Source organism: Desulfococcus sp., from assembly GCF_050178255.1.
GTDB lineage: Bacteria > Desulfobacterota > Desulfobacteria > Desulfobacterales > Desulfococcaceae > Desulfococcus > Desulfococcus multivorans.
On record NZ_JBFXGG010000002.1, the window covers coordinates 112189 to 134769 of the forward strand.

Annotated in this window: 22 protein-coding genes; 16 read left to right on the forward strand and 6 right to left on the reverse strand. The window is 60.5% G+C overall.

What is annotated here, in order from left to right:
• The first annotated feature begins 74 nt into the window (after positions 1-74).
• From AB7S84_RS01220 to AB7S84_RS01240, 5 genes are all read left to right on the forward strand, one after another.
• Complete coding sequence (locus AB7S84_RS01220; protein ID WP_428152770.1) at positions 75-3989, forward strand: translocation/assembly module TamB domain-containing protein; 3915 nt, start codon at positions 75-77, stop codon at positions 3987-3989.
• Positions 3990-4024: 35 nt separating this feature from the next.
• The gene (gene bamA / locus AB7S84_RS01225) at positions 4025-6871 is read left to right on the forward strand and encodes an outer membrane protein assembly factor BamA (protein WP_428152771.1); all 2847 of its coding nucleotides are present in this window, start codon (positions 4025-4027) and stop codon (positions 6869-6871) included.
• A 53-nt stretch (positions 6872-6924) separates the two neighbouring features.
• Positions 6925-7236 carry a thiamine-binding protein gene (locus AB7S84_RS01230; protein ID WP_428152772.1) on the forward strand — a complete coding sequence of 104 codons (312 nt, stop codon included), beginning with the start codon at positions 6925-6927 and terminating at the stop codon, positions 7234-7236.
• Between the two features lie 35 nt (positions 7237-7271).
• Positions 7272-7760: a hypothetical protein gene (locus tag AB7S84_RS01235; protein WP_020877659.1), complete on the forward strand. Its 489-nt coding sequence runs from the start codon at positions 7272-7274 to the stop codon at positions 7758-7760.
• A 177-nt stretch (positions 7761-7937) separates the two neighbouring features.
• Positions 7938-8615: a response regulator gene (locus AB7S84_RS01240; RefSeq protein WP_020877658.1), complete on the forward strand. Its 678-nt coding sequence runs from the start codon at positions 7938-7940 to the stop codon at positions 8613-8615.
• Between the two features lie 466 nt (positions 8616-9081).
• Here AB7S84_RS01240 and AB7S84_RS01245 read toward each other — a convergent pair whose 3' ends face one another.
• Positions 9082-9369, reverse strand: coding sequence for a hypothetical protein (locus tag AB7S84_RS01245; protein ID WP_144016378.1), 288 nt, complete (start codon positions 9367-9369; stop codon positions 9082-9084).
• A gap of 223 nt (positions 9370-9592) precedes the next feature.
• Here AB7S84_RS01245 and AB7S84_RS01250 point away from each other — a divergent pair, with 223 nt between their 5' ends.
• The gene (locus tag AB7S84_RS01250) at positions 9593-10285 is read left to right on the forward strand and encodes a YkgJ family cysteine cluster protein (RefSeq protein WP_020877656.1); all 693 of its coding nucleotides are present in this window, start codon (positions 9593-9595) and stop codon (positions 10283-10285) included.
• Between the two features lie 48 nt (positions 10286-10333).
• Here AB7S84_RS01250 and AB7S84_RS01255 read toward each other — a convergent pair whose 3' ends face one another.
• Positions 10334-11173, reverse strand: a complete 840-nt coding sequence (locus tag AB7S84_RS01255; protein ID WP_020877655.1) for an amidohydrolase family protein — start codon at positions 11171-11173, stop codon at positions 10334-10336.
• Between the two features lie 160 nt (positions 11174-11333).
• Between AB7S84_RS01255 and AB7S84_RS01260 the strand changes: the two genes are divergently transcribed.
• Genes AB7S84_RS01260 through AB7S84_RS01270 form a run of 3 tightly spaced genes read left to right on the forward strand, consistent with a single transcriptional unit; the run spans position 11334 to position 12791 of the window.
• Positions 11334-11882 carry a pyruvate kinase alpha/beta domain-containing protein gene (locus tag AB7S84_RS01260; RefSeq protein ID WP_428152773.1) on the forward strand — a complete coding sequence of 183 codons (549 nt, stop codon included), beginning with the start codon at positions 11334-11336 and terminating at the stop codon, positions 11880-11882.
• A gap of 39 nt (positions 11883-11921) precedes the next feature.
• Complete coding sequence (locus tag AB7S84_RS01265; RefSeq protein ID WP_020877653.1) at positions 11922-12269, forward strand: zinc ribbon domain-containing protein; 348 nt, start codon at positions 11922-11924, stop codon at positions 12267-12269.
• Positions 12270-12281: 12 nt separating this feature from the next.
• Positions 12282-12791, forward strand: coding sequence for a tRNA (cytidine(34)-2'-O)-methyltransferase (locus AB7S84_RS01270; RefSeq protein WP_020877652.1), 510 nt, complete (start codon positions 12282-12284; stop codon positions 12789-12791).
• Here AB7S84_RS01270 and miaA read toward each other — a convergent pair.
• From miaA to AB7S84_RS01290, 4 genes are read right to left on the reverse strand one after another with little or no spacing between them, the layout of a single operon-like run.
• Positions 12776-13738 carry a tRNA (adenosine(37)-N6)-dimethylallyltransferase MiaA gene (gene miaA, locus AB7S84_RS01275; RefSeq protein ID WP_428152774.1) on the reverse strand — a complete coding sequence of 321 codons (963 nt, stop codon included), beginning with the start codon at positions 13736-13738 and terminating at the stop codon, positions 12776-12778. The two genes, AB7S84_RS01270 and miaA, sit on opposite strands and share 16 nt — an antisense overlap.
• 58 nt (positions 13739-13796) lie before the next feature.
• Positions 13797-14621 (reverse strand): nitrilase-related carbon-nitrogen hydrolase, encoded by an 825-nt coding sequence (locus tag AB7S84_RS01280; protein ID WP_020877650.1) that lies wholly within the window; start codon positions 14619-14621, stop codon positions 13797-13799.
• Positions 14622-15206 (reverse strand): AsnC family transcriptional regulator, encoded by a 585-nt coding sequence (locus tag AB7S84_RS01285; protein WP_020877649.1) that lies wholly within the window; start codon positions 15204-15206, stop codon positions 14622-14624.
• Complete coding sequence (locus AB7S84_RS01290; RefSeq protein ID WP_020877648.1) at positions 15199-15603, reverse strand: secondary thiamine-phosphate synthase enzyme YjbQ; 405 nt, start codon at positions 15601-15603, stop codon at positions 15199-15201. The genes AB7S84_RS01285 and AB7S84_RS01290 overlap by 8 nt, the downstream gene beginning before the upstream one ends.
• Before the next feature lie 309 nt (positions 15604-15912).
• On the opposite strand from AB7S84_RS01290, the gene AB7S84_RS01295 reads away from it, so the two are divergent.
• The 7 genes from AB7S84_RS01295 (at position 15913) to mnhG (ending at position 22553) form a co-directional block, all read left to right on the forward strand.
• Positions 15913-16230, forward strand: a complete 318-nt coding sequence (locus tag AB7S84_RS01295) for a TusE/DsrC/DsvC family sulfur relay protein (protein ID WP_020877647.1) — start codon at positions 15913-15915, stop codon at positions 16228-16230.
• Between the two features lie 294 nt (positions 16231-16524).
• Positions 16525-19437: a hydrogen gas-evolving membrane-bound hydrogenase subunit E gene (mbhE, locus tag AB7S84_RS01300; protein WP_020877646.1), complete on the forward strand. Its 2913-nt coding sequence runs from the start codon at positions 16525-16527 to the stop codon at positions 19435-19437.
• Positions 19438-19467: 30 nt separating this feature from the next.
• The gene (locus AB7S84_RS01305; protein WP_020877645.1) at positions 19468-19803 is read left to right on the forward strand and encodes a sodium:proton antiporter; all 336 of its coding nucleotides are present in this window, start codon (positions 19468-19470) and stop codon (positions 19801-19803) included.
• 31 nt (positions 19804-19834) lie between these two features.
• On the forward strand, positions 19835-21325 hold the full coding sequence (locus AB7S84_RS01310; RefSeq protein WP_428152775.1) for a complex I subunit 5 family protein: 1491 nt from the start codon (positions 19835-19837) through the stop codon (positions 21323-21325).
• 2 nt (positions 21326-21327) lie between these two features.
• Positions 21328-21819, forward strand: a complete 492-nt coding sequence (locus tag AB7S84_RS01315; RefSeq protein WP_020877643.1) for a Na+/H+ antiporter subunit E — start codon at positions 21328-21330, stop codon at positions 21817-21819.
• A 67-nt stretch (positions 21820-21886) separates the two neighbouring features.
• On the forward strand, positions 21887-22162 hold the full coding sequence (locus AB7S84_RS01320) for a monovalent cation/H+ antiporter complex subunit F (RefSeq protein WP_020877642.1): 276 nt from the start codon (positions 21887-21889) through the stop codon (positions 22160-22162).
• A 10-nt stretch (positions 22163-22172) separates the two neighbouring features.
• Positions 22173-22553, forward strand: a complete 381-nt coding sequence (gene mnhG, locus AB7S84_RS01325) for a monovalent cation/H(+) antiporter subunit G (protein ID WP_020877641.1) — start codon at positions 22173-22175, stop codon at positions 22551-22553.
• The last annotated feature ends 28 nt before the right edge of the window (positions 22554-22581 follow it).

Consider the following 22581-nt stretch of genomic DNA (forward strand, 5'->3'; position numbering starts at 1 on the left):
TCGGTGCCCGTTGGGACGATTTTTTCGCAGCTTCGCGCATCCGAACGACAACAATCATGGAGCAGGATTCCAAGATGGGTAGATGGGTTCGAACCGCCCTTATCGCCGTGGTTACGGTTTCAGGGCTGCTGATGCTGGTGCTGGTGGGCGGCGTTTCATATCTCAAGACCCCCCAGGCCCAGAAGCGCCTTCAACAACATGTCGACCGGATTCTTCCGGGGGCCGTGAGGTGGGGAAACCTCGATTTTTCATTGCTGGCCGGCCGTGTCGACATCCGTGATCTGTTGGTGGAAGGCCCCGAACAGGAGCGGCTGGCCGGACTCGATCATCTCCGTATCGACGTCTCCTGGTGGGCGTTGCTGAAGGGCGTGATTGCCGTGAAGGCGGTGCGCGTCGAGGCGCCCTGGGCAGACCTCGCGGTGGATGCCAGGGGCCGGCTCAACCTCATGGGGGCCTTCCCCGAACCGGAGCCCCGGGCGTCGGAACCGGCCGAGACACCCGGTCAGTCCGCCGTCGAGGTGGTCGTCGACCGTTTTCGTCTGACCAACGGCGTGTTTTCATACAAGGATCCCGAAGCGCCTCTGGCCGTTTCGCTGGAAGGCGTTTCCATGCAGATTGACGCCCTGTCGTCGTCGACCCCGGCAGGACGCCTTCGGATCGGCATCGTCGGCGGCGATATCGAAAGTCCGGCCTTCACCGGCCCCATCGATCAATTCGAGGCTGCGGCAGACCTGAACGCCGACCGGCTTTCATCCGTTATATTGGCGCTTTCGGCCGGCAAGACCCATATCCGACTCGCCGGAGCCGTGGATCGACTGGGCGATGATCCGGTTCTCGATCTCACGCTCGATGCGGATCTGGCCCTTGCCGAGATCCGGGACGTGCTTAACCTCGATCCCGAACTGAGCGGCAGCGCGGCGATGCACCTTTCGGCAAAGGGGCCCCTCAGCGATCCCGACGCCGCGGTGAAGCTTGATTATGGCGGCGGTCTTCTGGGCGGCTTTCCCGTGGATCGGATCGATCTGCACCTTTCCTTGGCGGACAGGCATCTCCATATCGCCCCCCTGTCGATCACCTCCCGTCTCGGAACCCTGTCCGTCCAGGGGGACGCCGATCTGACGGCCGCTTTTCCCCGGGGATTCCTGTCGGCGGATCGGGCACTTTTCGCCGTGGGCCTGAAGGGCGATCTCGCCCTTCAGGCGCCTGATCTGGCGGCGCTCCTGTCTCCGGCGGGCATCGAGGGCGTCGCCGGGGGGCTGTCGGCGAATCTTTCCATGAGCGGCAGCCCGGACCGCCCCACGGCGACGCTCGCTGTCTCCGGAAAACGGCTCGTCGCGCCGGGGGCCGTCCTGGGAGATGTTCTTCTCGAGGCCGACCTGGACCAAAGCGGCACCGTCGCGATTTCGACCCTGACGTTGAAGAACAGGGGGTCCCGGGCGACCGTCCGAGGCAGCATCGCCCTCCTGGAGAACCGTCCGGGCGACGTCCCCAAGGTCCGTCCGGATTTGCCGGTGGATCTCGCCCTCGCTCTCGAAAACGTTGCGCCGGGAGACTTTCTTGAAATCGGAGATATCAAAGGCCGGTTCGCCGGCACCGTCAAGGCCGATGGCCCGGCGCGTTCTCCGGACCTGCGGGCGGACATTTCGGGTGAAGGGCTTGCCGTGGGATCCAACCGCATCGGTGACGTGGATGCCCGGATCACGATGACCGAGGGACGGGTTGGACTGTCGCCCGTTGCGGTGGTGAACGGAGAATCCCGCCTGACCCTGACCGGCACTGTCGGGGTCATGACGCCCGGGACCGGGGCCTTTTCGGATGACCCGACCCTCGACATCCGACTTTCAGGCGACCCCGTTCGTCTGGAGGATTTTGTCGACGGCATGACCGGCACATTTTCTCTCGCGGGTGAGATCGGGGGGAGCGTCGCCCGGCCCCGGGGGACGATCACCGTGGACGGGGGACGGCTGGAACTTGGCGACCAGCCCCTGGACGGCGTGACGATGAACGCCCGGATGGACGGGGGGACCATCCGGCTCGACCGGTTTCGGGTGGCCGTGACCCCGGAAGAGTTCCTCGACGGACAGGGCATCATCGATCTCGACCGGTCCACCTACGAGATGCGCGTGACGTCGACGGGGATTTCCCTGGGCAGCATTCCTGCGGCAGGCGGCCCCGACCGCCTCGCCGGTACGGTCTCCCTCGATCTTTCCGGCAAGGGGTCCTTCGCGGATCCGCGGGCCGAGGGGCGCGTGGCCATGACGGATATCCGGATCAACCGGAAGCCGATGGCGGATTTTCGCATCCAACTGGCTCTCGCGGATCGCACGGCACGCATCTGGGGACGGCCGGGGTTTGACCTGAACGGCCGGTATCATCTGGACCGGAAGACGTTTTCCGCGGTCCTGGGCTTTGACCGAACCGACCTGGCGCCCTATTTCCGGATCGCGGGGTTGGACGACCTGACGGGACGCATCGACGGCACCCTCACGGCCGAGGGGAAAAGCGACGCTTGGGAGACGATCCGGGTCGCGGCAGACCTGCGCGACCTGAGCCTGGTGAGCGGGGGGCGGCCGTTGCTGGCCGGCCGGCGGATCGAAGCCCGTTTCGAGGAAGGGCGTTACACGCTGCCGGCTACGGAGATTCGCCTGCTGGAGGACGGCCGCATCACCCTGAAGGGCGCCGGGGACCTGGCCGGAAGGCTGGCGCTGAGCGCCGACGGCCGTATTCCCCTGGCGGTGATCCGACCTTTCCTGGATGCGGAAAGCGATCCCCAGGGGGTGATTCTCCTGGCGGCCGAAATGTCGGGAACCCTCGAAAAACCGGAACTTCAGGGCCGCCTCACCCTGGATCGTCTCGGCATGAACCTCCCGGGGCTGGATCAGCGCCTCCATGACGTGACGGGCCGGGTTGTCCTGTCGTCCGGAGCACTGTCGCTGGAAAATGTGACGGGCCGTATCGACGACGGAAGCTTTGGCCTGGACGGGCGTGTCGACCTCGAGGCATTTGCGCCGGTAAGGGTGGATCTCCAGACCTCGGCCCGGAGACTCCCCATCGAGATTCCCGACACCTTGAGCCTGCTTTTGGACAGCCGGTTGAACCTGAGTGGAACCCCTGAAAAATCCATGCTTTCGGGAGAGATCGTTCTTCTGGAAGGTCGCTACACCAGGGATGTCGAACTCAACCTCCTTCAGGGCATGACGACGAAGACCCGTGAGACGGCCCCTGAACCGGACGCGGGGGAGACCCCGTTCCTGAGCGATATGGCCCTCGATATCGTCGTCAAACGCCGGGAACCTTTCGTGGTGGAGAACAATGTGGCGGACATGCGCCTCAGTCCGGATCTCCGTGTGCTGGGCACGGCCCAGCGTCCGGTGATCAGCGGTCGGGCCGCGGTGGACGAAGGGGTGGTCACCTATCAGAAGCGGGCTTTCGAGATACGGAGAGGGGTTGTCGACTTCCTCAATCCTTACCGGACGGAACCCACAATCGAGATCGAGGGAGAGGTCGAGGTGCGGGACTGGATCGTTACGCTCAAGATCGGCGGGACGCCGGATAATCTGAGATTCGAGCTGACATCGAATCCCGCGGAAGAGCACGGGGACATCATCTCGCTTCTGGTGTTCGGAAAGACCCTGAAGGAGATGCGTCGGGATGACGGCGGTTCGGGCTTCTCCGCCCGTGGGATGCTGGGGGAGATTCTCTCGGATTCCCTATCGTCGGGTGTCAGAGACGCCACCGGCCTGGACATCGTCGAGGTGGAATTGAGCGAGGCCGGAAACGGCGGTGACGCAGAGGACATCAAGGTAACCCTGGGCAAGGAACTTTCCCGACGGATTACAGTGAAATACGGCGCCGACATCAAAAATGGCGTGACCGTCCAGAAGGTGATTTCGGAATACAGGATTCTGGAGGAGCTGATGGTGAGCGCTTTTCAGGATACGGCGGGCAATTTCGGCGGCGCCCTGACCTTCCGGATGGAATTCCGGTAATGCATGACGCGTCCTTGCGTCGGGAAAGGGAATCATTGATACCCAGAATGCTGTTGATTGGCGTTGCGCTGCTCTTGATCCTGGACTCGGCTTCCGCACCTGCGGCGGACCCGAACGGCAACGGCCGTCTTCCGGCCGGAGAGGGACCCATCGTTTCAGGGATCGATATCGAGATCGAGGAGGGCCGGGGGGATACGGCCCGGTGGGAATCCATGGCCAGGGGCATGATCCTGGTGAAGGCGGGGGAGCCGTTTTCAGAGGCCGCGCTTCAGAAGAGCCTTGCGGCGCTGGATGACTCCGGGATGTTCGAGGCTGTTCACGTTCCAGACCCCGATTGGACGGCGGACAAGATCGTGCTGACCTTCCGGTTGACGCCCTTTTTCAGGATCCGGGCGATCCAGGTGGCGGGGGCGTTTCCCGTCTTCGATCGGGAGGTGCGGAATGCCCTCACCTTCCATTCCGGCGGCAGTTATGACGCTGAAAGGATTCCGGCCGAGGAGGCGTCGGTGGTCGATCTCTTCAAAAGCCAGGGCTACATCGCGCCGGTGGTGCGCATCACGGCGGAACCGAGCGAAACGGCGGGGATCGTGGACCTCCGGGTAAGGATCGATAAGGGCCGGTACTTCCGGCTCGAAAGCTTTGCCGTCGACGGCAACCGCGCTTTTTCCGACTTTCGGCTCAAATTGAGGACGGACGCATGGAAAAAATCGCTCCTTTTCGGGGGCGTCACCCGATTCGTTCGGAAGGATCTCGATGAAGACGTGCGGGAGCTTGTGAAATTCTATCGTGCCAAAGGCTATGCCGACGCGGCGGTGGACGCCCGTGTGGCCAGAGACGTCGAGACGGCGGCAGTTGACGTATGGCTGGCGGTGGAGGAAGGGCCGCGATATGACGTTTCGTTCGAGGGGAACGATGCCTACTGGGCCTGGTGGACCCTGCGCCGGGATCTCGCCCTTTCAACCGGAAACCGAAACGATGCGGGCCTCAAAAAAAGCCTGCGGAACATCCGCAATCGCTACCGAAGCGACGGATATCTCGACAGCCGCGTGACGACGACCGAATCGCTTTCCGGGGAGGCCTCCGAAAAGCGGCGGGACATCCGCATCCTGATCGACGAAGGCCCCCGGTCCGTTGTCGAGCATATCGACATCGAAGGGAACACCACCTTTGACGACGACAGGATACTGAAACAGATGCTGACGCGGACCCCGGGCCTCCTTGCAGACGGCGAATACGATCCGCGGCGGCTCAAAGACGATATCGGCGCCGTCAAGGCCCTCTACCTCCGGGAGGGATTCCTGAAGACGACCGTGGCGTGGAAGATGGATTGGCAGGCCGGGACGGAAACCGCCGACGGCGACGACAGCGGGGACGGTAAACGCTACGGCCGTCTGGCCATCACCATCGACGAGGGGGTTCAAACCCGCGTATCTTCCCTGTCGATCACCGGTGTGTCCGTGGTCTCCCTGGAGACCCTCGAGACGGTCCTTCTCCTGAAGCCCGGCGAACCCTACCGGGAGTACCTGCTCAAAACCGATGAAGACACCATCACGGGCATTGTCGCGGAAAAGGGGTATCCATACGTTCAGGTCAAGGGTTCGGCCGCGCTCTCTTCCGACGGCACCGGCGCCCACGTCCGCTATACGGTTTCGGAGGGCGGATACGTGGGAGTGGGGCGGATCCATTTTACGGGGAATTTCCGGACGGTGGAAGAGATTCTCCGGAATGAACTGGAGATCCGGCCCGACGGGCCTTTTTCGGCCCGGAAGATCCTGGAAAGCCGTCGGAACATCCAGAACATGGGGGCCGTCGACTCGGTTCGTTTCAGGTTTCCCGGGTTGCAGGAGCGGGCGGAGACGGTCGATCTGATCGTAGAGGTGGAGGAGGAACCGCCTTACTGGATGGAATTCAGTCTGGGGTACGACACGGAACGACACTTTTTTGCCGCAGCCAGGGGCGGAGACCGCAATTTCCTGGGACGGAACCAGGACCTGAGGGGCGGCATGGAGATCAGTCAGATCGGCTATCGCCTGGAGGCCGCCTTTACGGAGCCCCGTTTCCGGCAGAGTCGGATTTCCGCCACAAGCACCGTGTTCGGCGAAAAACGGGAGGCGTTCAACCAGGATTTCGGAACCCGCAACTTCGGCGTTTCCCAGGTGTTCAGCCGTCGGCTGCTGGACGGGGCGCTGGATCTCGGACTGGCTTTCAGCCTGGAACGGCGGGAACAGTATATGCGCGGCGGCAGCCCGATTCCGGAGGGCGACGAGGAACTCTACAGGACGCGAACCGTCCTGGTCGGGACACCCTCGGCCGTTTACAATACGACCGATTCCTTTGTACGACCCACCCGGGGGGTATTCGCCTCTTTCCACGTCGATCTGTCCAGAGGGCTCCAGGAATCCCTGGACGATTTTCTGAAGTATCGATTTGAAACCCGTTATTACAAGACGCCGGTGGATCGCCTGACCTTTGCGATTCGCGGCATGTATGGCTATATTTACCCCTATGGATCCGACAGCGTCGTCCCGGACGACCAGTTGTTCTATCTGGGGGGGACCGCCACCGTGAGGGGGTTTGACGAAAACCTTCTGCGGATCGATGCCGACGGCAGGGCCGTGGGCGGTCGGGAATCCCTTCTGGGAAACCTCGAGGTCCGCTATGACCTGGGGATGAACCTCGAAATGGCGGCCTTCTATGATGTGGGCCGGATTGGTCGCGCCGGCGGCTCGGGCGGCTCGGACGATCTGCGGTCTTCCGCGGGCCTCGGTCTCCGATACATCACCCCCATCGGCGCCGTCGGTATCCTGTACGGCTGGAAACTGGACCCGATGGCGGGAGAGGATGCGGGGCGTCTTCACTTTTCCATCGGTTACACCTTTTGACGTCTCGGGCAGCCCCGACCCGGGTGAAAGGCAACAGATGAGGAGGTACCGTTATGTCGGTTCTGATGGAGTTGGCCATTTTTCCGACGGACAAGGGCGGGAGTGTCGGCGCGGCGGTCGGCCGGGTCGTCGAAATGATCCGGGACAGCGGCGTCGTTTATCAGGTGACGGCCATGGGAACCCTTGTCGAGACCCCGACCCTGGCGGAGGCCCTGGACATCGTCCAGCGTGCCCATGATGTTCTGGCGGGCGATTCATCCCGTATTTACGCCACCGTCAAACTCGATATCCGCAAGGGGGATACCGGACGCATTTACGGCAAGGTCCGATCCGTCACGGACAGGATCGGCAGCGTCAATACGTGACGCGTTCGTGCTATTTCAAAAAAGGAGGCATCATCATGACGAATCGAGGATTTCTTTCGGTAATCGCAATTATTGTCGTCGTTCTTGCCGCGGGTTTGGGAGCCGGTTTGGCCGGCGGTCCCAGGGAGATGGGGGGGTGGGAGATCGACGGCCCCTACAACCAGCTTTACAAAAACAGCGAACGGGACCGGCTCAAAGGAACGGTGGAGGGCTTCTCCGAAGTGGTGCCCCTGGCCGGCATGTCCCCGGGGACGGCGATGATCCTCAAGGACGAAGACGGCGATCGGATCGAGGTTCATCTGGGGCCGAAATGGTTTGTGGACCCTGACGGGATCGGGATACGAAAAGGGGATGAGGTGAAAATCAAGGGGGCCTGGGCTGAAATCGAGGGGCGGGACCTCTTTATCGCCGCCAAGGTGAAACGGGGTGAATTTGATGAGTACAAGATTCGACGGACCCGGGACGGCTTCCCCTTCTGGTGTATGAGCGACGAGGAGCTTGCCCGTGAAAGAGCCGGCGAATAGTGCCGCGATCCTCGGGAAAGGCTCCTGCCGCGGCCGGCGCTCCCTGGGTTTCGCCAAGGCGCCGGCCATAATGCATTGTCAAAACAATCGGAATTTGTTATCAATGGATCGAATTCCGGTGCCCATTGTCCGGACGACAACGTGACGGGCGCCGTCACCCTTTCGAGGAGGATCCGTGTGGGCGACAAGAAACGGATCATCATCATCGATGATCATCCCCTGTTCCGGGAAGGATTGAAAACCATTCTGGGGAGAAGCGACCGCTACGACGTGGTTGGGGAAGCGGGGAACGCCGATCTGGGGCTGAAAACCGTCAAAGAGATCAAACCCGACCTGGCCATCGTGGACATTTCCCTTCCCGACCGGAACGGGATCGAGCTTGCCCGGGACATTCTGAAGTGCTCGCCCGATACACGCGTACTGATGGTCAGCATGTATTCAAAGATCGATTATATCGTTCGCTCCTTCCAGGCGGGCGCCGCCGGATATCTGGCCAAGGAGTCGGCCGCGGATATGCTGATCAAGGGGATTGAGCACGTTCTCAACGGCGACTATTTCATGGACGCGAAGGTTTCTGAAAAAGTGGTCAAGAAGCTCGCCGAACTGCCTGAAAAGAAGATAGCCGTCAGTACGGACGGCTATGAGTCCCTGACGCCCCGCGAGCAGGAGGTGATGACCCTCCTGGGGGAGGGGTATTCCGCCACGCAGGTGGCTGAAAAACTTTTCATCAGCCCCAAGACGGCCGAGAACCATCGGGCCAACATCATGCGAAAGCTGGGCCTGCACAGTACGATCGAGCTGATACGGTATGCCGCCAAGATCGGGATCATCGACGTAGATCTCTGGAAGGAATAGCCTTCGGAGCGGTGTTTTCTGCCCGATAGCCCTCCGCTCTTTATGGGAGTCGATCCCGACCGGGACATTCCCCTACCGAAAATGATGCCTTTCCCCTATGGACAAACCGATTCGATAATCGATAGGTATTACTATCTTCAATTTTCGACTTTCAAAAGCCGGGAATGTCCCACGGATTGCTTACTTTTGTTCATGCTCCGCTGAAGTTTGTTCCGGGGGCCTGAAAACACGCCGACGCTCAAGCCGCCCGAGCGGCTGATGATTCACGACGCTCAAACGACGCGTGAGCGCCTCGTGCAAAGGGCTTCGTCATTATCCCCGACATTACTGCTTCCCGGTCAACATTGTGAAAGCCGGAAGTTGATTGGTGCTGTGAACCCATCCTGATATGCCGAGAAAACATGGAAAAATCGATCGAAAAAAAGGTTCGTCCGGAAGAGGGATGCAAGGCGTCGATAGAGGTCAACTATTTCAATATGCCGGTGGGAACCACCAGCTGGACCTTCAGCCATTGGGGGGAAGGGGTCTGTTTCCAGTCCACCCGGCCGTTTGAGATCGGATCGACCGTATGGATCCGTTCCCGCAGAGCCAAAGCGGGCGTCGCCGGCAACAGGTTGCCGCCGATGAATGCACTGGGCCGGGTGATGTCGTGCAGGGAGATGCCGGGAACGATGCCCTCCAGATACGAGGTCAGGGTCCGATATTTTCTTCCGGAATACTGAGACGGCTGTGAAGGGTGCAGGGTTTTTCCCAAGTCCTGCTGTGTCGGCAGGTCGCCGGAGGGATATCACCTGCATCGGCAAGTACGGCGACGTCATCAAACCTCGGCGGGGGGTGTCGGTTTCATGCGGCGATGACGTGACGCCTGCAGGCCCCGTGCCGATCCCGGGGAAGGAAATGGCTGCCGGTGAGCGCTTTGGTTTGCCGAAAGCGGCCTTTCCGTGCTATGGACGAATCCGGAAAAAGGAGGTCCATGCATGGGCGTTGAAGAAAAACTGGCGGTGCTCGATCACATCTATCGGGTGTACGAGGGGTTTATCGCCGAATATGAGACCGCATGCCGAAAGGGATGCGCCCGATGTTGCACGCGAAACGTCACCCTGACCACCCTTGAAGCCTATGCCCTGTCGGTCCGTCTTGTTGACGAGGGAAGAGCCGACTTTTTTGAGAAACTTCGGGGGGCGATCGACCTGCCCCGGTTTATCCCCCGGGTGACGACCAACGCTCTGGCGGAAATCTGCATCCGGGGGGAGGATCCCCCGGAAGAAGCGAGCGATCCGGATTGGGGTGCCTGTCCGTTTCTGGAAGAGGGGGAGTGTCCGGTCTACGCCGTGCGCCCCTATGGATGCCGGTGTATGGTTTCGGCACTTCGGTGCGATGATACCGGCTTCGCGGAGATGGATCCGTTCATTGTGACGGTCAACAATGTGGTCCTGCAGTACCTCGAGCATGTGGATCGGGACGGCTATTCCGGCAACCTGACCGATCTTCTCCTTTTTTTCGCATCGGCGGATAACCGTCGACGATATCGGGCGGGCAGCCTTGGCCCCCCGCCCGAAGGCCTCATCCGAAACCGGCCGATCCGCGCGCTCATGGTCCCGCCCCGACACCGACAGAAGATGCTTTCCTTCATCGAAAGCCTTCAAAAGGTGCCATCCAACCTCCCCTGATCGCCTGTCCGTGTTTTTCAACGACGGCACCCCCGTCACCGTCGGGGCTTACAATCCCAGGAGTTTTCGGGCATTCTCTCCGCAGATGTCGGCCCGATCCTCGCTGGAAAGGTCCGTTTTATCCATGTCGCTGAAATAGCGGCCGGGCTTGAGAAGCGGATAGTCGGTGCCGAAAAGGATCTTTTCCTGGCCGGCCATCTGACCCGCCATGGGATAGATGTCGATGTCATAGAGAAAGGGGGAGGCCGCCGTGTCGAACCAGACGTTCCCGAGGGTCTCCTTGACCTCGCGTTTCAGGAGGTTGTAGAAGAAGATGCCGCCGCCCCAGTGGGCCAGAACGATTTTGTTTTCGGGAAAGGTCTGGATCATCCGATAGATTTGGGCGAGGGTGTTGGGACTTTTACCGGGGTATTGGTGACCGACGGGCTCGTTGGTGTGAATGAGAATCAGGCGGTCGTGGTCGCGGCAGAGGGCCATGACGGGCTCCAGCGCGCTGATGCACGTCTCGTCGATTCCCGAGGTGTAAAACGCCAGTTCTCCGACGCCGTGCAGCCCGGCGCCAAGGCATCGCTCGGTCTCATCGGCCGCCTTCGGGTTCAGCGCATCGAAACAGGCGAGGCCGATGAACCGGTCCGGGTATTTCAGGACCGTCTCGATGATGTAGTCGTTCTCTCTTCTGAAGGTGTCTGCATCCTGCCAGGGGAAGCCGAAGATTACCGAGCGGTCGACGCCTTCCTCGTCCATCATCCGCAGGGTGTCCTCTGCGCTCACCAGCCGGGATTTGGGAGAATCGTAGAGGAGTTTGAACGCCGGTTCCGATGGAAAAAAGGCGGATCGATTCTGTCGGATTTTTTCGGAAAAGATGTGTACATGAAAATCAATGATCATGTCGTGCCTCCGCATAGAGGGGGTCGTCGGATGAAAAATGCCTTTGACTTTTTGGGGATTCACTTTTATTCAGGGAATTGCCGATTGATAGAATAGGAACAAACGCGGCATTAGATCAAGTATAAATTTCGAGTCGCGGCACTTTCATGAAGGAGGATGCATGTGGTTTGACAGACCCGGCAGGGAAAACACGGACAGAACCTTGGAACTGGCATACGAGCGGGGCAAAGCCCTGGGGATCGAGGAGATGGTGGTGGCCTCCACGAAAGGGGAGACCGGATTCAAGGCACTCGAGATCTTCAAGGGGTTCAAGGTAGTGGTGGTGACGTATCACTGCGGGTTCAAAGAGCCGTTCAAGAGTATCATGCCCGCCGATGTGAAGAAATCGCTGATCCAAAAGGGCGCTGCGGTGGTGGCGGCCACTCATGCGCTTTCCGGGGTGGAACGGGCCGTCGCCAACAAACACTCGGGCATTTATCCCGCACTTCTGATTGCCGACACCTTGAGGCTCTTTGGCCAGGGGGTCAAGGTGGCGGTGGAGGTTTCGATCATGGCGGCGGATGCCGGCGCCCTGTCCGGCGGGGACATCGTCGCCGTCGGCGGCACCGGCAAGGGGGCCGACGCGGCGGTGGTTCTGAAGCCGGCCAATCAATCGGATATGTTCGACATTCGTATTCGGGAAGTGATCTGCAAGCCTCGGGATTTCTGACCATCTCCAAGGCCAGGCCTCGTGAGGGGGGAGGACGGCATGTTTTTTCTGATTGGCGGCATCACGCCAAGGATCAAGGTCCTGGACGAAAAGCCCGTGATATGTCCGGTGTGCGGTCTGGCCCAGGCCTATCACAAGCGGGTGGACTATTGGTTGAATCTTTTTTTCATTCCTGTCGTCCGAATCCGGAAGGGGGAACCGTTTTTGATGTGCGAGCGATGTGAACGGCAGATCCATGAGATGGGGGAAGAATATCTGGCCGCTGTCGATCGGATGAACGCCCGGTGCCGGTATTGCGGCAGAGCTCTCCATCCCGAATTCCGCTACTGTCCTCATTGCGGAAAAGCCGTGTCGACGCCTTCCGGCGCTTCGACCCCTGAATCCTGACCGGAACCTCGAATGGATCAATCTCCGAAAGCACCCGCTTCGCCGTCAGTGGAACGTCATGTGGTCCTGGTAGCGCCGGAGGTCCATTGGAACACCGGAAATATCGGAAGGACCTGTCTGGGGGCCGGGGCGTTCCTCCACCTGGTCAAACCCCTCGGATTCTCCCTGGCGGAGCGGGAGGTGAAGCGGGCGGGTCTCGATTACTGGCCCAGGGTTCGGTTGTCGGTCTGGGAGTGTTTTGAAGAGTTCCTGGCGGCCGCCGCACCGTCTTCCGCGGAAATGGCGCTCTTCGCCAAAAAGGGATCGCGGCCTTTCTGGCACATGACGCCGCCGCAACGGTTCTTTCTGGTTTTCGGCGCCGAGACCCGGGGCCTGTCACCGGACATCCTCGCCCGCTATCCCGCCAACACGTATCACATCCCCATCACCCGAGAGGTGAGGTGCCTCAATCTTTCCACCAGTGTGGGCATCGCCCTTTACGAAAGCCTGCGGACCGCTTCCCCCTTTCACGCCTGGTCCTGAGTCCGGGGTCGGCCCCTTTCAGTCAAAAATTCGAGGATCCGGTTCCGCATCGTTTCCAGATCATGGGGCGGCACCCACCACACTTCGGGGTCGGCCCTGAACCAGGTGTATTGTCGCTTGGCATACCTTCGGGTGTCCCGCTTGAGGGTTCTCACGGCTTCGGCCCAGGTTGTCCGTCCTTCGATGAAATCGGCCATGTGACGGTATCCGATGGATTTCATGGATTTGAGCTGCGAAGGGTATCCCAGTTCGAGAAGCCCACGGACTTCTGCCGCCAGGCCCATAGCGAGCATAATGTCCACGCGCCGGTCGATGCGCTCGTAAAGCGCCGACCGTTCCATCTCCAATCCGATTTTGAGGGTCCGGAAGGGGGCGTCGCCGAATCGATGCGTCGAATGATGGTCGGAGAGGGGTTTCCCCGTCGTTTCAAAGATCTCGATGGCCCGAATGATCCTGAAGGCGTCGTTGGGGTGGATCCGTCCGGCGGTTATGGGGTCACGCTCCTGAAGCCGACGGTGAAGCGCCGGGGCGCCCATCCGGTCCACCTCCTGTTTGAGCCGTTCGCGGAGTGCCGGGTCGACGGGTTTGGCGCGGAAGATGCCCTGGGTCAGGGATTTGATGTAGAGGCCCGTGCCGCCGGTGACGATGGGCAGGGCGTTCCGGGCGACCACCGCCGCGATGACGGCTCGGGCCTCTCGCGCATAGCGGGCGGCATCGAACGGTTCGTCCGGATCCGCGATATCGATCAAGTGGTGCGGCGCGGCGGTTCGTTCTTCAGGCGTCGGTTTCGCCGTACCGATATCCATGTGCCGGTAGATCTGCATGGAATCGGCGCTGATGATTTCGCCGTGGAAGATCCGGGCCAGCGCTATCGCCGTCGCGGTCTTGCCGATGCCGGTCGGGCCGCAGATGACGACGATATCCGGTTTTTTCCGATGCGAATTCATGGCGGACTGGTCTCCTGACACAAAAGCCGTGGAGGGCGCCGCTGCAGCAATCCGGTGATCAGTCGCCGCCTCGAGCCCGTTCGTAAAGACCCTGGCGCCGGTTGGGCAGAAAGAATCGCATCTTGTGGCCGCGAACCCGTTCCATGGCGGCCGCTGAAAGGTCGGCCAGGAGCATTCCTTCCCGTCCGCTCAGGTCTTTTCCGATGATGTTGCCGGAAGGATCGATGGCCAGGGCGATTCCCGGAAAATAAAGTCCGTTGCTGTTTTCTCCGGCCTGGTTGCAGGCGATGACAAAGAGGCTGTTGTCGAAGGCCCGTGCCGGCAGGTGGCGCCGCCATGACCGGTATTTCTCCTCGGGGGTGCCCCGGGGGGAGGCATGAGGCATGAAAATGACGTCGGCACCTTTCTGGGCCATCAGCGTGGACAGGTCGGGAAAATGAGCATCGTAGCAGAGCTGAATCCCGAACCTGATCTCCGCCAACTCGAACACGGGTACCGCATTCCCCGGTGTAAAGACCCCCTGCTCGGGCGGCGCGATGTGAACCTTGCGATAGACGCCGAGCCCGCCGTCCGGGAAGGCCGCCAGGTGGCTGACAAACAGCGCGCCCCTGTCCCCCTTTTCGGCCATGCCGGCCAGGATGACGATGTCCTCCCGCCGGGCGAGACGGGAGATCGCCTCGCTGACGGGGCCGGGCACCGTTTCCGCGACGGTCTTGATGTCGGGGCGGCTGCTGTACCCGCAGATATTCATCTCGGGAAAACAGATAAGGTGGGCCCCCCTGGATCTGGCTGCCAGAACCATCTCCGTCATCCGCTCCATATTTTTCTGGATATCGGGGGCGGCGGAATGGAATATGGCCGCGGCGATGCGAATATCTTTCATCTAGAGATCGAAGTGGGCTTTTATCTTGTAAACGGCGGTGGCCGGAAGGTTGATGATCTCTTTCACGCCGGTGACATCGACGATCTCCCGGAGATGCCTTTCGATTTCAGACATGGACGGGGCGATAAAGGTAAACCATACATTGAAGTCGCCGTCCCGTGTATAATTGTGGGTCACCCCGGGGTAACGATTGACGGTTTCCGCGAAAAGCGCGTGCCGGTCCTCCGGAACCTTTGCGGCACAGAGCGTACTCACGAAGCCGAGCTTGCGGGGGAAAAAGTTGGCGCCGATTCTCCGGATGATGCCGCATGCCTTGAGACGCCGCAAGCGACGGATGACCTCCGCTTCCGGAATGCCCAGTTCCGCTCCGATGTCGGCATAAGGGTTGGGGGATATGGGGAAGTCGGATTGTATCCGGTTCAGGAGCCGGCGATCCGTGGCGTCCATTTCGTCGATCGGCGCCGCATCGGACACGGGCGTATTCGGGAGATTCGCTTCAGCACCCGGAATCGACCTGTTCGCCGAACCGTTCATACCGTCATTCCCCGTTTGCCGTACCGCCGGAGGCGTTGCGGATTCATCCATGGTGTCCTCCTTTCAGAAAATTGACATGCAGATTCCGGTTTCGCGGTCCGTCGAACTCGCAGAAGAATATGCCCTGCCACCGACCCAGTATCAGGCGACTGTTCTCGATGGTCAGCAACTCGGAAGCCCCCACCAGAGTCGATTTGACGTGGGCCGGTGAGTTGCCCTCGAGATGGCGGTAGGCCGCATCCCAGGGAATCACCCGGTTCAGGACCATCAGGATATCGTCTTTTACGGTGGGGTCGGCGTTTTCGTTGATAGTCACCGCCGCAGTCGTGTGCGGCACATAGAGCATGCAGAACCCGTTGTCGATGTTTTCGACCGCAACGGCCTTTCGCACCGCTTCGGTGACGTCGATAAGCTCGGTTTTCTGATTGGATCGGATCGAAAGGATCATGGGGTCCGCCTCTTTGGTGGCGCCATCACGGAAATCGCATGGGTGCCGGGTTCTTATTGACTTCGACCGCCTTTTTTTGTATAGGAACAGACGATGGATGTCAATATGAATTGTAATATTTTCAAGAAGCTATAATTTAGTGTCCAGGGTAATGGTTTTTTTGTTAAATTTTCTTGAAATCAATTTTGATGTTGACAATTCCGAATCATAAATATAAACATCCTACATAAAAAATTACCATCAGGCGATATACATATACGTATATGGAGTTGAAGTATCGTTCAAACATTAGAAGAGGGGGTTTTTTGAATGGCAACAATCGAGTTTAAAGGCAAAGAATTTGACGTTGACGAGGATGGTTTCATCACGGATTACAAGCAGTGGAACCAGGAGTGGGTCGAGTACGTTAAGGAGCAGGAAGGTATCGACGAGTTGACCGACGAGCATCACCTGGTCGTAAAAGTCCTCCAAGAATACTATGAGAAAAACGGTATCGCCCCCATGGTCCGGGTTCTTTCCAAGCTGACCAAGATGAAGCTGAAACACATCTATGAGCTCTTCCCGTCAGGTCCGGGCAAGGGCGCCTGTAAGATGGCGGGTCTGCCGAAGCCGACCGGCTGCGTCTAATCGACGTCCCGGTTTTCGCTTTTTCGTTCGATCGTAAATGGGGTGATGAAAATCACCCCATTTGTGTTGGGGCGCCGGGTATCCATCCGTCCCGATTTTTCCGTCATGCCCGTTTTCGGCGTCTTCAACCTCGCCGCCCACCCTTTTGGACAACGCTTTCCCTATCCGTTTCCCGCCGGCTTGATTTCCTCCCCGAATTCCGTTAAGACTGGATCCGTACGATCTTCCATCGGTTTTAGCGGTACTTGACCATTGAGGCCCCGTCCGCAAGGGCGATGCCGCGGAGAAAATGACATGAACGATATCGTCCCGGCCGTCTCATTGGCCTTCATCCTGGCGGGGGCCGTTCTGGCGGGGGGGTTCAGCATCGACGCCGTCAAGCGAAGGGTGTCGGTCCCGCAGATGAGCGGCATCCTGGCGCTGGCGCCCCTGGGTGCGCTGGGGGCCGTTCTGTCGAGGATCCCCGATATTCTGGAGGGCGCCGTGCTCACCTGGCGATTCTCGTGGCTCCCGTCCATCGGGGTGACGTCGGGCTTCTATGTCGACGGCCTTTCCGCGCTCTTCGCCGTTATCATCACCTTTATCGGGGTGTTGATCATTGTTTACGCGGGGCAGTATTTCAAGGGAGATCCGGGGGCCTGGCGATTTTTTTTCTATCTGCTGCTGTTCATGGGGGCCATGCTGGGGGTGGTGATGGCCGGAGACGTGATAACGCTGTTCGTCTTCTGGGAAGGGACCGGCATCACCTCCTTTCTTCTGATCGCCTACGATCCCTCCCGCCCCGATGCCCGCAATAGCGGATTCAAGGCTCTCGTCATTACGGGGGCCGGAGGCATCGCCCTTTTGATCGGGCTGCTGCTTGCAGGCGATCTTTCGGGGGGTACCGAGTGGGAAGTGATTCTGAAAGGGGGAAACCGCTTGAGAGAGAGCCCCACGTACCCGCTCGTCCTCGGGCTGACGCTGTTGGGGGCGTTCACCAAGAGCGCCCAGTTTCCTTTCCATATCTGGCTTCCCCAGGCCATGACGGCGCCGACGCCGGCGAGCGCCTATCTGCACTCGGCCACCATGGTCAAGGCCGGCATATACCTCATGGCCCGGATGAATCCGGTCCTGGGGCAGACGGAGTTGTGGTTCTGGCTGCTGACCGTCTTCGGCATGACAACCATGGTCATCGGGGCCTACCAGGGCTTCAGACAGAACGATATCAAGGCCTTGCTGGCCTACTCGACCATCTGCCAGCTGGGCATTCTCACCATGATGATCGGCCAGGACATCCCCATCGCCTTCAAGGCCATGGTCGTGGGCGTGGCCGCGCATGCCATGTACAAAAGCGCCCTGTTTCTGGTGGCGGGCATTCTGGATCATGAAACCGGGACCCGGGATATCCGCCGCCTGGGCGGGCTTTGGCGACGGATGCCCGCAACCTTCGGGATCGCTCTGGTGGCCGCTCTATCCATGGCAGGACTCCCCCCCCTCTTCGGGTTTCTCGCCAAGGAGACCCTTCTGACCGCTACCGTCCATCCTTCCGTTCCCGAAAACCTGGCCTGGGTGTTGCCGGCCTCGACGGTGATTGCCGGCGCATTGATATTGGCCCAGGCGGGGATGCTCATATGGGATGTTTTCTGGGACCGTCCAAAGGATTCGACCGTTCAGGGGCATGAAGCCCCGATCCTGATGCTGCTGGCGCCGGCCCTCCCGACCCTGATGTCCGTGTCCGACGCCCTTTCGCCGGATCCCGAGGCCGAAGCCCTGCTGCTGGCCCGGGCGGCGAGTGCGGCCTACGGCGCCGATGTCAAGGTGTCGCTTCACATGTGGAGCGGGCTGAATGTTCCCATGGCGCTCTCGGCGGCGGCGGTCGGCACCGGGCTGATCCTTTTCGTTCACCGCAGACGGCTTCGAACGTTCCAGGCGCGGATCGGCGGCCGCTTTTCCATGAACATCCTGTATGAAGTACTGTTTCGGTGCATCGATGCGGCCGCCGGCCTTGCCGTCCGTCTTCAGGTCGGTCGTCTCCGGTTTTACCTCTCGGCGATCATCGGGGCGACCGCCCTTCTCGTCTTCGGCCTGAGCGGTGTTCGACTGCCCCCCGTCACCGACATGTTTCACCGCTGGCCTCATCTCGATTTTGCGGGAGAATTGTTATACCTGAAGATTTTTGCCCTGGGCCTGACGGTGGGGACGGCCCTGGGGAGTGTTTTTCTCCAGCGGGATTTCTGGGCCATTCTGGCGGCGGGAGCCTCCGGCCTGGGGATGGCGCTGCTGTTGGTGCTGGAACCGGCGCCCGACGTCGCGCTGGTGCAGATCGTGGTGGATATCCTGACGCTGGTGATCCTTGTCCTGGCCTTGACGCGGATTCCTTTCGGACAGCGCCGGACGGCCCACGAGGTCACGTTCAAACAGACCCCTTACGGCTTGGTGCGGGACACCCTCGTGGCCGTGTTCAGCGGACTCGTCGTCATGATCATCACTTTTGAGGCGCTCTCCGCCAGGCCCCGCGACAGCGTTCTCACCCCGTATTTCACGGCCAATGCGGAAACGCTGACCGGCTCCAAGAGCATTGTCGGCGCCGTCATCGTCGATTTCCGGGCCCTCGACACCCTGCTCGAGATCACCGTGTTCAGCATCGCCGGCCTCGGCATCTTCATGCTCCTTCGACACGCCGCTCAAAAGCACAACGACACCTTCGCCCGGGCGGGCGGGGATCTGGCGGAGGTGACGGCCGTAGGGGTCGGCGTGCAGGGGCGGCCGGTATCCCCCTTCATCCGGACGCTCGCCTATCTGATCCTGCCCATTGCCATGATCATCGGCGCGCTCCATATCCTTTACGGCCACGACCAGCCCGGCGACGGATTTACGGCAGGGGTCATCGTCAGCCTTGCCGTGAGTTTCTGGTATGTGGTGTTCGGTTACCGTGAGACCCGACGGATGCTGCCCTGGCTTAAACCTTCCCTGTTCATCGGGATCGGCGTTCTGCTCATTCTGTTGTCCGGCGCCGTCGGAGCCGGGGTGAAGGGCAGCTTTCTGGCGGGCGTCGATTTCGGCCACGCACTGGGGATGACGCTTCCCCGGGGTGTTCACCTCGGTACGTCGCTGATTTTCGAATTTGCGATCTGCCTGAGCGTGGTGGGCAGCGTCGCCCACATGGTGAACACCCTGGGAATCCCAGACCAACGGCGTTCGGAGGGGACGGATGCGACTGACGAATAATTTTCTTTCTCGGCAGCAGGGAGGTGCGGCATGGAATTTCTGACGGCTTTGTCCATCGGGGCGTTGTTCGGCATCGGTATTTTTCAGGTTCTGAGGCGTAATCTGATCCGTTCGGCCATCGGACTGATCCTCCTGACCAATGCGGTCAATCTCTTTCTCCTTTCCGCCGGGGCTTATGACGGTTTCGTGCCGGCTTATGTAAACGCGCCGCCGGGAACGGCGAGCGACGCGCTGCCCCAGGCGCTGATTCTCACGGCCATCGTCATCAGCATGGGGGCGACAGCCTTCATGTTCGCCGTCATGATCGTGATCTCGGGCCGATACCGGACGAGTGACGCCGATCAAGTGAACGGCCTCAGGCAATGACGCTGATGGGAAAAATCTTCGGAGGATCCCGATGAATCCCTCGCAACTGGTGCTTCTCCCTATCCTGATTCCCCTGACCGGCGGGGTCGTCGCGCTGCTCCTGCGCAGCCGTCCCCGTCTTCAGCGGTTCTGGAGCCTGGGGGCCATGACGGGGGCCCTGGCCGGAAGTCTTGCGCTTTTCGCCGAGGTGTGGGAGAGGGGGGCGCCGGTGGTCTGCCAGGTCGGGGGATGGCCGGCGCCCTTCGGCATCGCCCTTGTGGGTGACGGGCTCTCGGCACTCTTCGTGGTGATGACCTTCATCGTCATGGTCACGGGGGTGATTTACGCCATGGGGAGCCGCGATGTCGTGGTCCGTTATCCAGCCTTCCATCCGCTCTTTCTTTCCCTCGCGGCGGGTCTGGCCGGGGCCATCCTGACTGGAGACCTCTTCACCATGTACGTCTTTGCCGAACTTCTGGTGATCTCCGGAACGATGCTCACCGCGGCATCTGACGATCCCTTCGGGGTCGAGGCCGCTTACAAATACTACTACATGAGTCTGACGGCATCCTTTTTCATGCTGCTGGCGGTCGGTTGTCTCTATGCCGCCTACGGCACCCTCAACATGGCCGACCTGGCCCGACGGATTGCGGCCGACCCTTCGCAACCGTTGCTTCTCCCGGCCGTGGGTCTGTTGACCGCGGTCTTCATGATCAAAAGTGCCGTGTTTCCTTTCCATTTCTGGCAGCCGGACTTTCATTCGGCCGCCCCCACCGCCGTGAGCGCCATGCTTTCCTCGGTGGTCGTGAAATTCGGTGTTTACGGTTTTTTTCGGATGACCACGCTCCTGTTCGTCGTGCATGCCCCCACGATCCGAAGCCTTCTTCTGGTCCTCGGGGCGGCGGGGATTCTGTTCGGCGGTCTGTCGGCCGCCGGCACCCGGAACCTGAAGCGGATGCTCGCCTATTCCACCATCGCCCAGGTGGGGTTCATCCTGGTGGGCATCGGCTGGGGAACGCGCATGGCCCTTGCCGCTGCCGTGGTCTTTGCCGTCAACCACAGTATGATCAAGGCGGCTATGCTGATGCTCGCCGGTGCCGTGGTCAGTCGCGCTCCGGTCAAATCCGCCGCCTACAATGTGATCGACGGCATAGGGCGTCCGATTTTCGGGGCGAAGCTGCTTTTTTTTCTGGGCGGGATGGGATTGGCCGGGATTCCGCCCACCAACGGCTTCATCGGCAAGATGCTCCTGTTTCGGAGCGGTGCTGCGGAAGATCGATTCGGGATGCTCGTCATCATCGGTGCCGCAGGGACGTTGACCCTGGTCTATACCATGCGGGCGTTCCAACGGGTCTTCTGGACGCCGGCGTCCGAAGAAGGCTTGGCCAAACCGGTGGGAGACAGGCTGCTGGCGCCGGCCTTGCTTATCGGATTGGTCGTCCTGCTGGGCCTCTGGGCCGAGCCCCTGGTGCGCTGCGCCGGTGATGCCGCTCAATGGATGACCACCCCCATGGTCTATGTCCAGGCGGTGCTTGGAGGATAACGATGACCTGTTACATGCGGATTTTAATCCCCTTACTGGTGGCGTATCTGGTGTTGTCCGCGAATCTGGAACCGGACAACGTCATTCTGGGAACGGCCATTGCCGCAGGGGTGATGGCGCTCCTCCCCCGTCTGTCGGGTGAGCGGAAATGTACAGGATTTCTGACGGCGGTCCCGGCAATCGTTCAGTACGTCGGCATACTCGGTTTTGATCTCCTGAAAAGCGGGATCCAGGTGGCCGGAATCGTCCTTTCGCCTGAAATGCCCATCCAGCCGGGAATCGTGGCGGTGCCGTCGGATTGCCGGTCCGACCTGGGGAGAGCCCTCAGCGCCCATGCCGTCACGCTCACGCCCGGACAGTTGGTGGTGGGCATCGGCAGAGACGGCGTCATGTACACCCATTGTCTGAACGTCTCCGCAGCCGCCGAGGGGCTTTTCCGAGCCCAGAAAACCCGGGAGGCGCTTCTTCATCGCATCTTTCTGTCGCCGCCCTGAAGAGCGTTTTGAAGCGCCGGAAACGGGGACCTTCCGGGGGAGCGGGTCCTGCCGGAAAGGAAGACATATGACACCGGTTTTCGATATCATATTATACATTTCCCTGTTGATTCATGTTATTCTGATGGGAATCGCCCTGCGACATCTGTGGGGCGGTGAGAACGTCGTCGACCGCCTGATCGGCTTCGACCTCCTGGGCACACTGACCCTGGCGGTGCTGGTGCTGGTTTCCCTCATCTACCGACAGAGCGTCTATATCGACGTGGCGCTGGCCCTGGCGGTGCTGAGCTTCGTGGGGAGCGTGGCCCTGGCGAAATATCTGGCGGACGATAAAATGTTTTAAAGGAGCGGACATGGACAGTGACATCCTTCAATACCTCGCCGCCGCCGCTGTCGTCGTCGGGACGTTTTTTTCGATAGTCGGCGTGCTGGGGTTCATCCGCCTGCCCGACGTTTACACCCGGCTGCACGCCACGGGGAAGGTCGGGGTCTTCGGGGTGGTCTTTCTGCTGATTGCCGCGGTGATCCACACCCCCCTGGGATGGGGAAAGGGGCTTTTTCTGGTCTTCTTTCTTCTGGTGACCGGGGCGGTGACCGCCCATGCCCTGGCCTCGGCCGCCTACCACCTCGGTCTTCCCATGAAGGGGGAGATGGAAGGGGATCGCGGCGTCGATCCGGCGGGGCCGGAGGAGCGCGGCGCCGCCGACCCGCGGCCGTATAACCGGAAGCCTTGAGTTCCGACCTTGCTATGGAGCATCGTAT

Bases quoted from the DNA above. Each gene is read 5' to 3' on its own strand.
- AB7S84_RS01220 (WP_428152770.1), top strand. From the start codon at position 75: ATGGGTAGATGGGTTCGAACCGCCCTTATCGCCGTGGTTACGGTTTCA.
- AB7S84_RS01230 (WP_428152772.1), top strand. From the start codon at position 6,925: ATGTCGGTTCTGATGGAGTTGGCCATTTTTCCGACGGACAAGGGCGGG.
- AB7S84_RS01235 (WP_020877659.1), top strand. From the start codon at position 7,272: ATGACGAATCGAGGATTTCTTTCGGTAATCGCAATTATTGTCGTCGTT.
- AB7S84_RS01250 (WP_020877656.1), top strand. From the start codon at position 9,593: ATGGGCGTTGAAGAAAAACTGGCGGTGCTCGATCACATCTATCGGGTG.
- AB7S84_RS01255 (WP_020877655.1), bottom strand. From the start codon at position 11,173: ATGATCATTGATTTTCATGTACACATCTTTTCCGAAAAAATCCGACAG.
- AB7S84_RS01260 (WP_428152773.1), top strand. From the start codon at position 11,334: ATGTGGTTTGACAGACCCGGCAGGGAAAACACGGACAGAACCTTGGAA.
- AB7S84_RS01265 (WP_020877653.1), top strand. From the start codon at position 11,922: ATGTTTTTTCTGATTGGCGGCATCACGCCAAGGATCAAGGTCCTGGAC.
- AB7S84_RS01270 (WP_020877652.1), top strand. From the start codon at position 12,282: ATGGATCAATCTCCGAAAGCACCCGCTTCGCCGTCAGTGGAACGTCAT.
- miaA (WP_428152774.1), bottom strand. From the start codon at position 13,738: ATGAATTCGCATCGGAAAAAACCGGATATCGTCGTCATCTGCGGCCCG.
- AB7S84_RS01280 (WP_020877650.1), bottom strand. From the start codon at position 14,621: ATGAAAGATATTCGCATCGCCGCGGCCATATTCCATTCCGCCGCCCCC.
- AB7S84_RS01285 (WP_020877649.1), bottom strand. From the start codon at position 15,206: ATGGATGAATCCGCAACGCCTCCGGCGGTACGGCAAACGGGGAATGAC.
- AB7S84_RS01290 (WP_020877648.1), bottom strand. From the start codon at position 15,603: ATGATCCTTTCGATCCGATCCAATCAGAAAACCGAGCTTATCGACGTC.
- AB7S84_RS01295 (WP_020877647.1), top strand. From the start codon at position 15,913: ATGGCAACAATCGAGTTTAAAGGCAAAGAATTTGACGTTGACGAGGAT.
- mbhE (WP_020877646.1), top strand. From the start codon at position 16,525: ATGAACGATATCGTCCCGGCCGTCTCATTGGCCTTCATCCTGGCGGGG.
- AB7S84_RS01305 (WP_020877645.1), top strand. From the start codon at position 19,468: ATGGAATTTCTGACGGCTTTGTCCATCGGGGCGTTGTTCGGCATCGGT.
- AB7S84_RS01310 (WP_428152775.1), top strand. From the start codon at position 19,835: ATGAATCCCTCGCAACTGGTGCTTCTCCCTATCCTGATTCCCCTGACC.
- AB7S84_RS01315 (WP_020877643.1), top strand. From the start codon at position 21,328: ATGACCTGTTACATGCGGATTTTAATCCCCTTACTGGTGGCGTATCTG.
- AB7S84_RS01320 (WP_020877642.1), top strand. From the start codon at position 21,887: ATGACACCGGTTTTCGATATCATATTATACATTTCCCTGTTGATTCAT.
- mnhG (WP_020877641.1), top strand. From the start codon at position 22,173: ATGGACAGTGACATCCTTCAATACCTCGCCGCCGCCGCTGTCGTCGTC.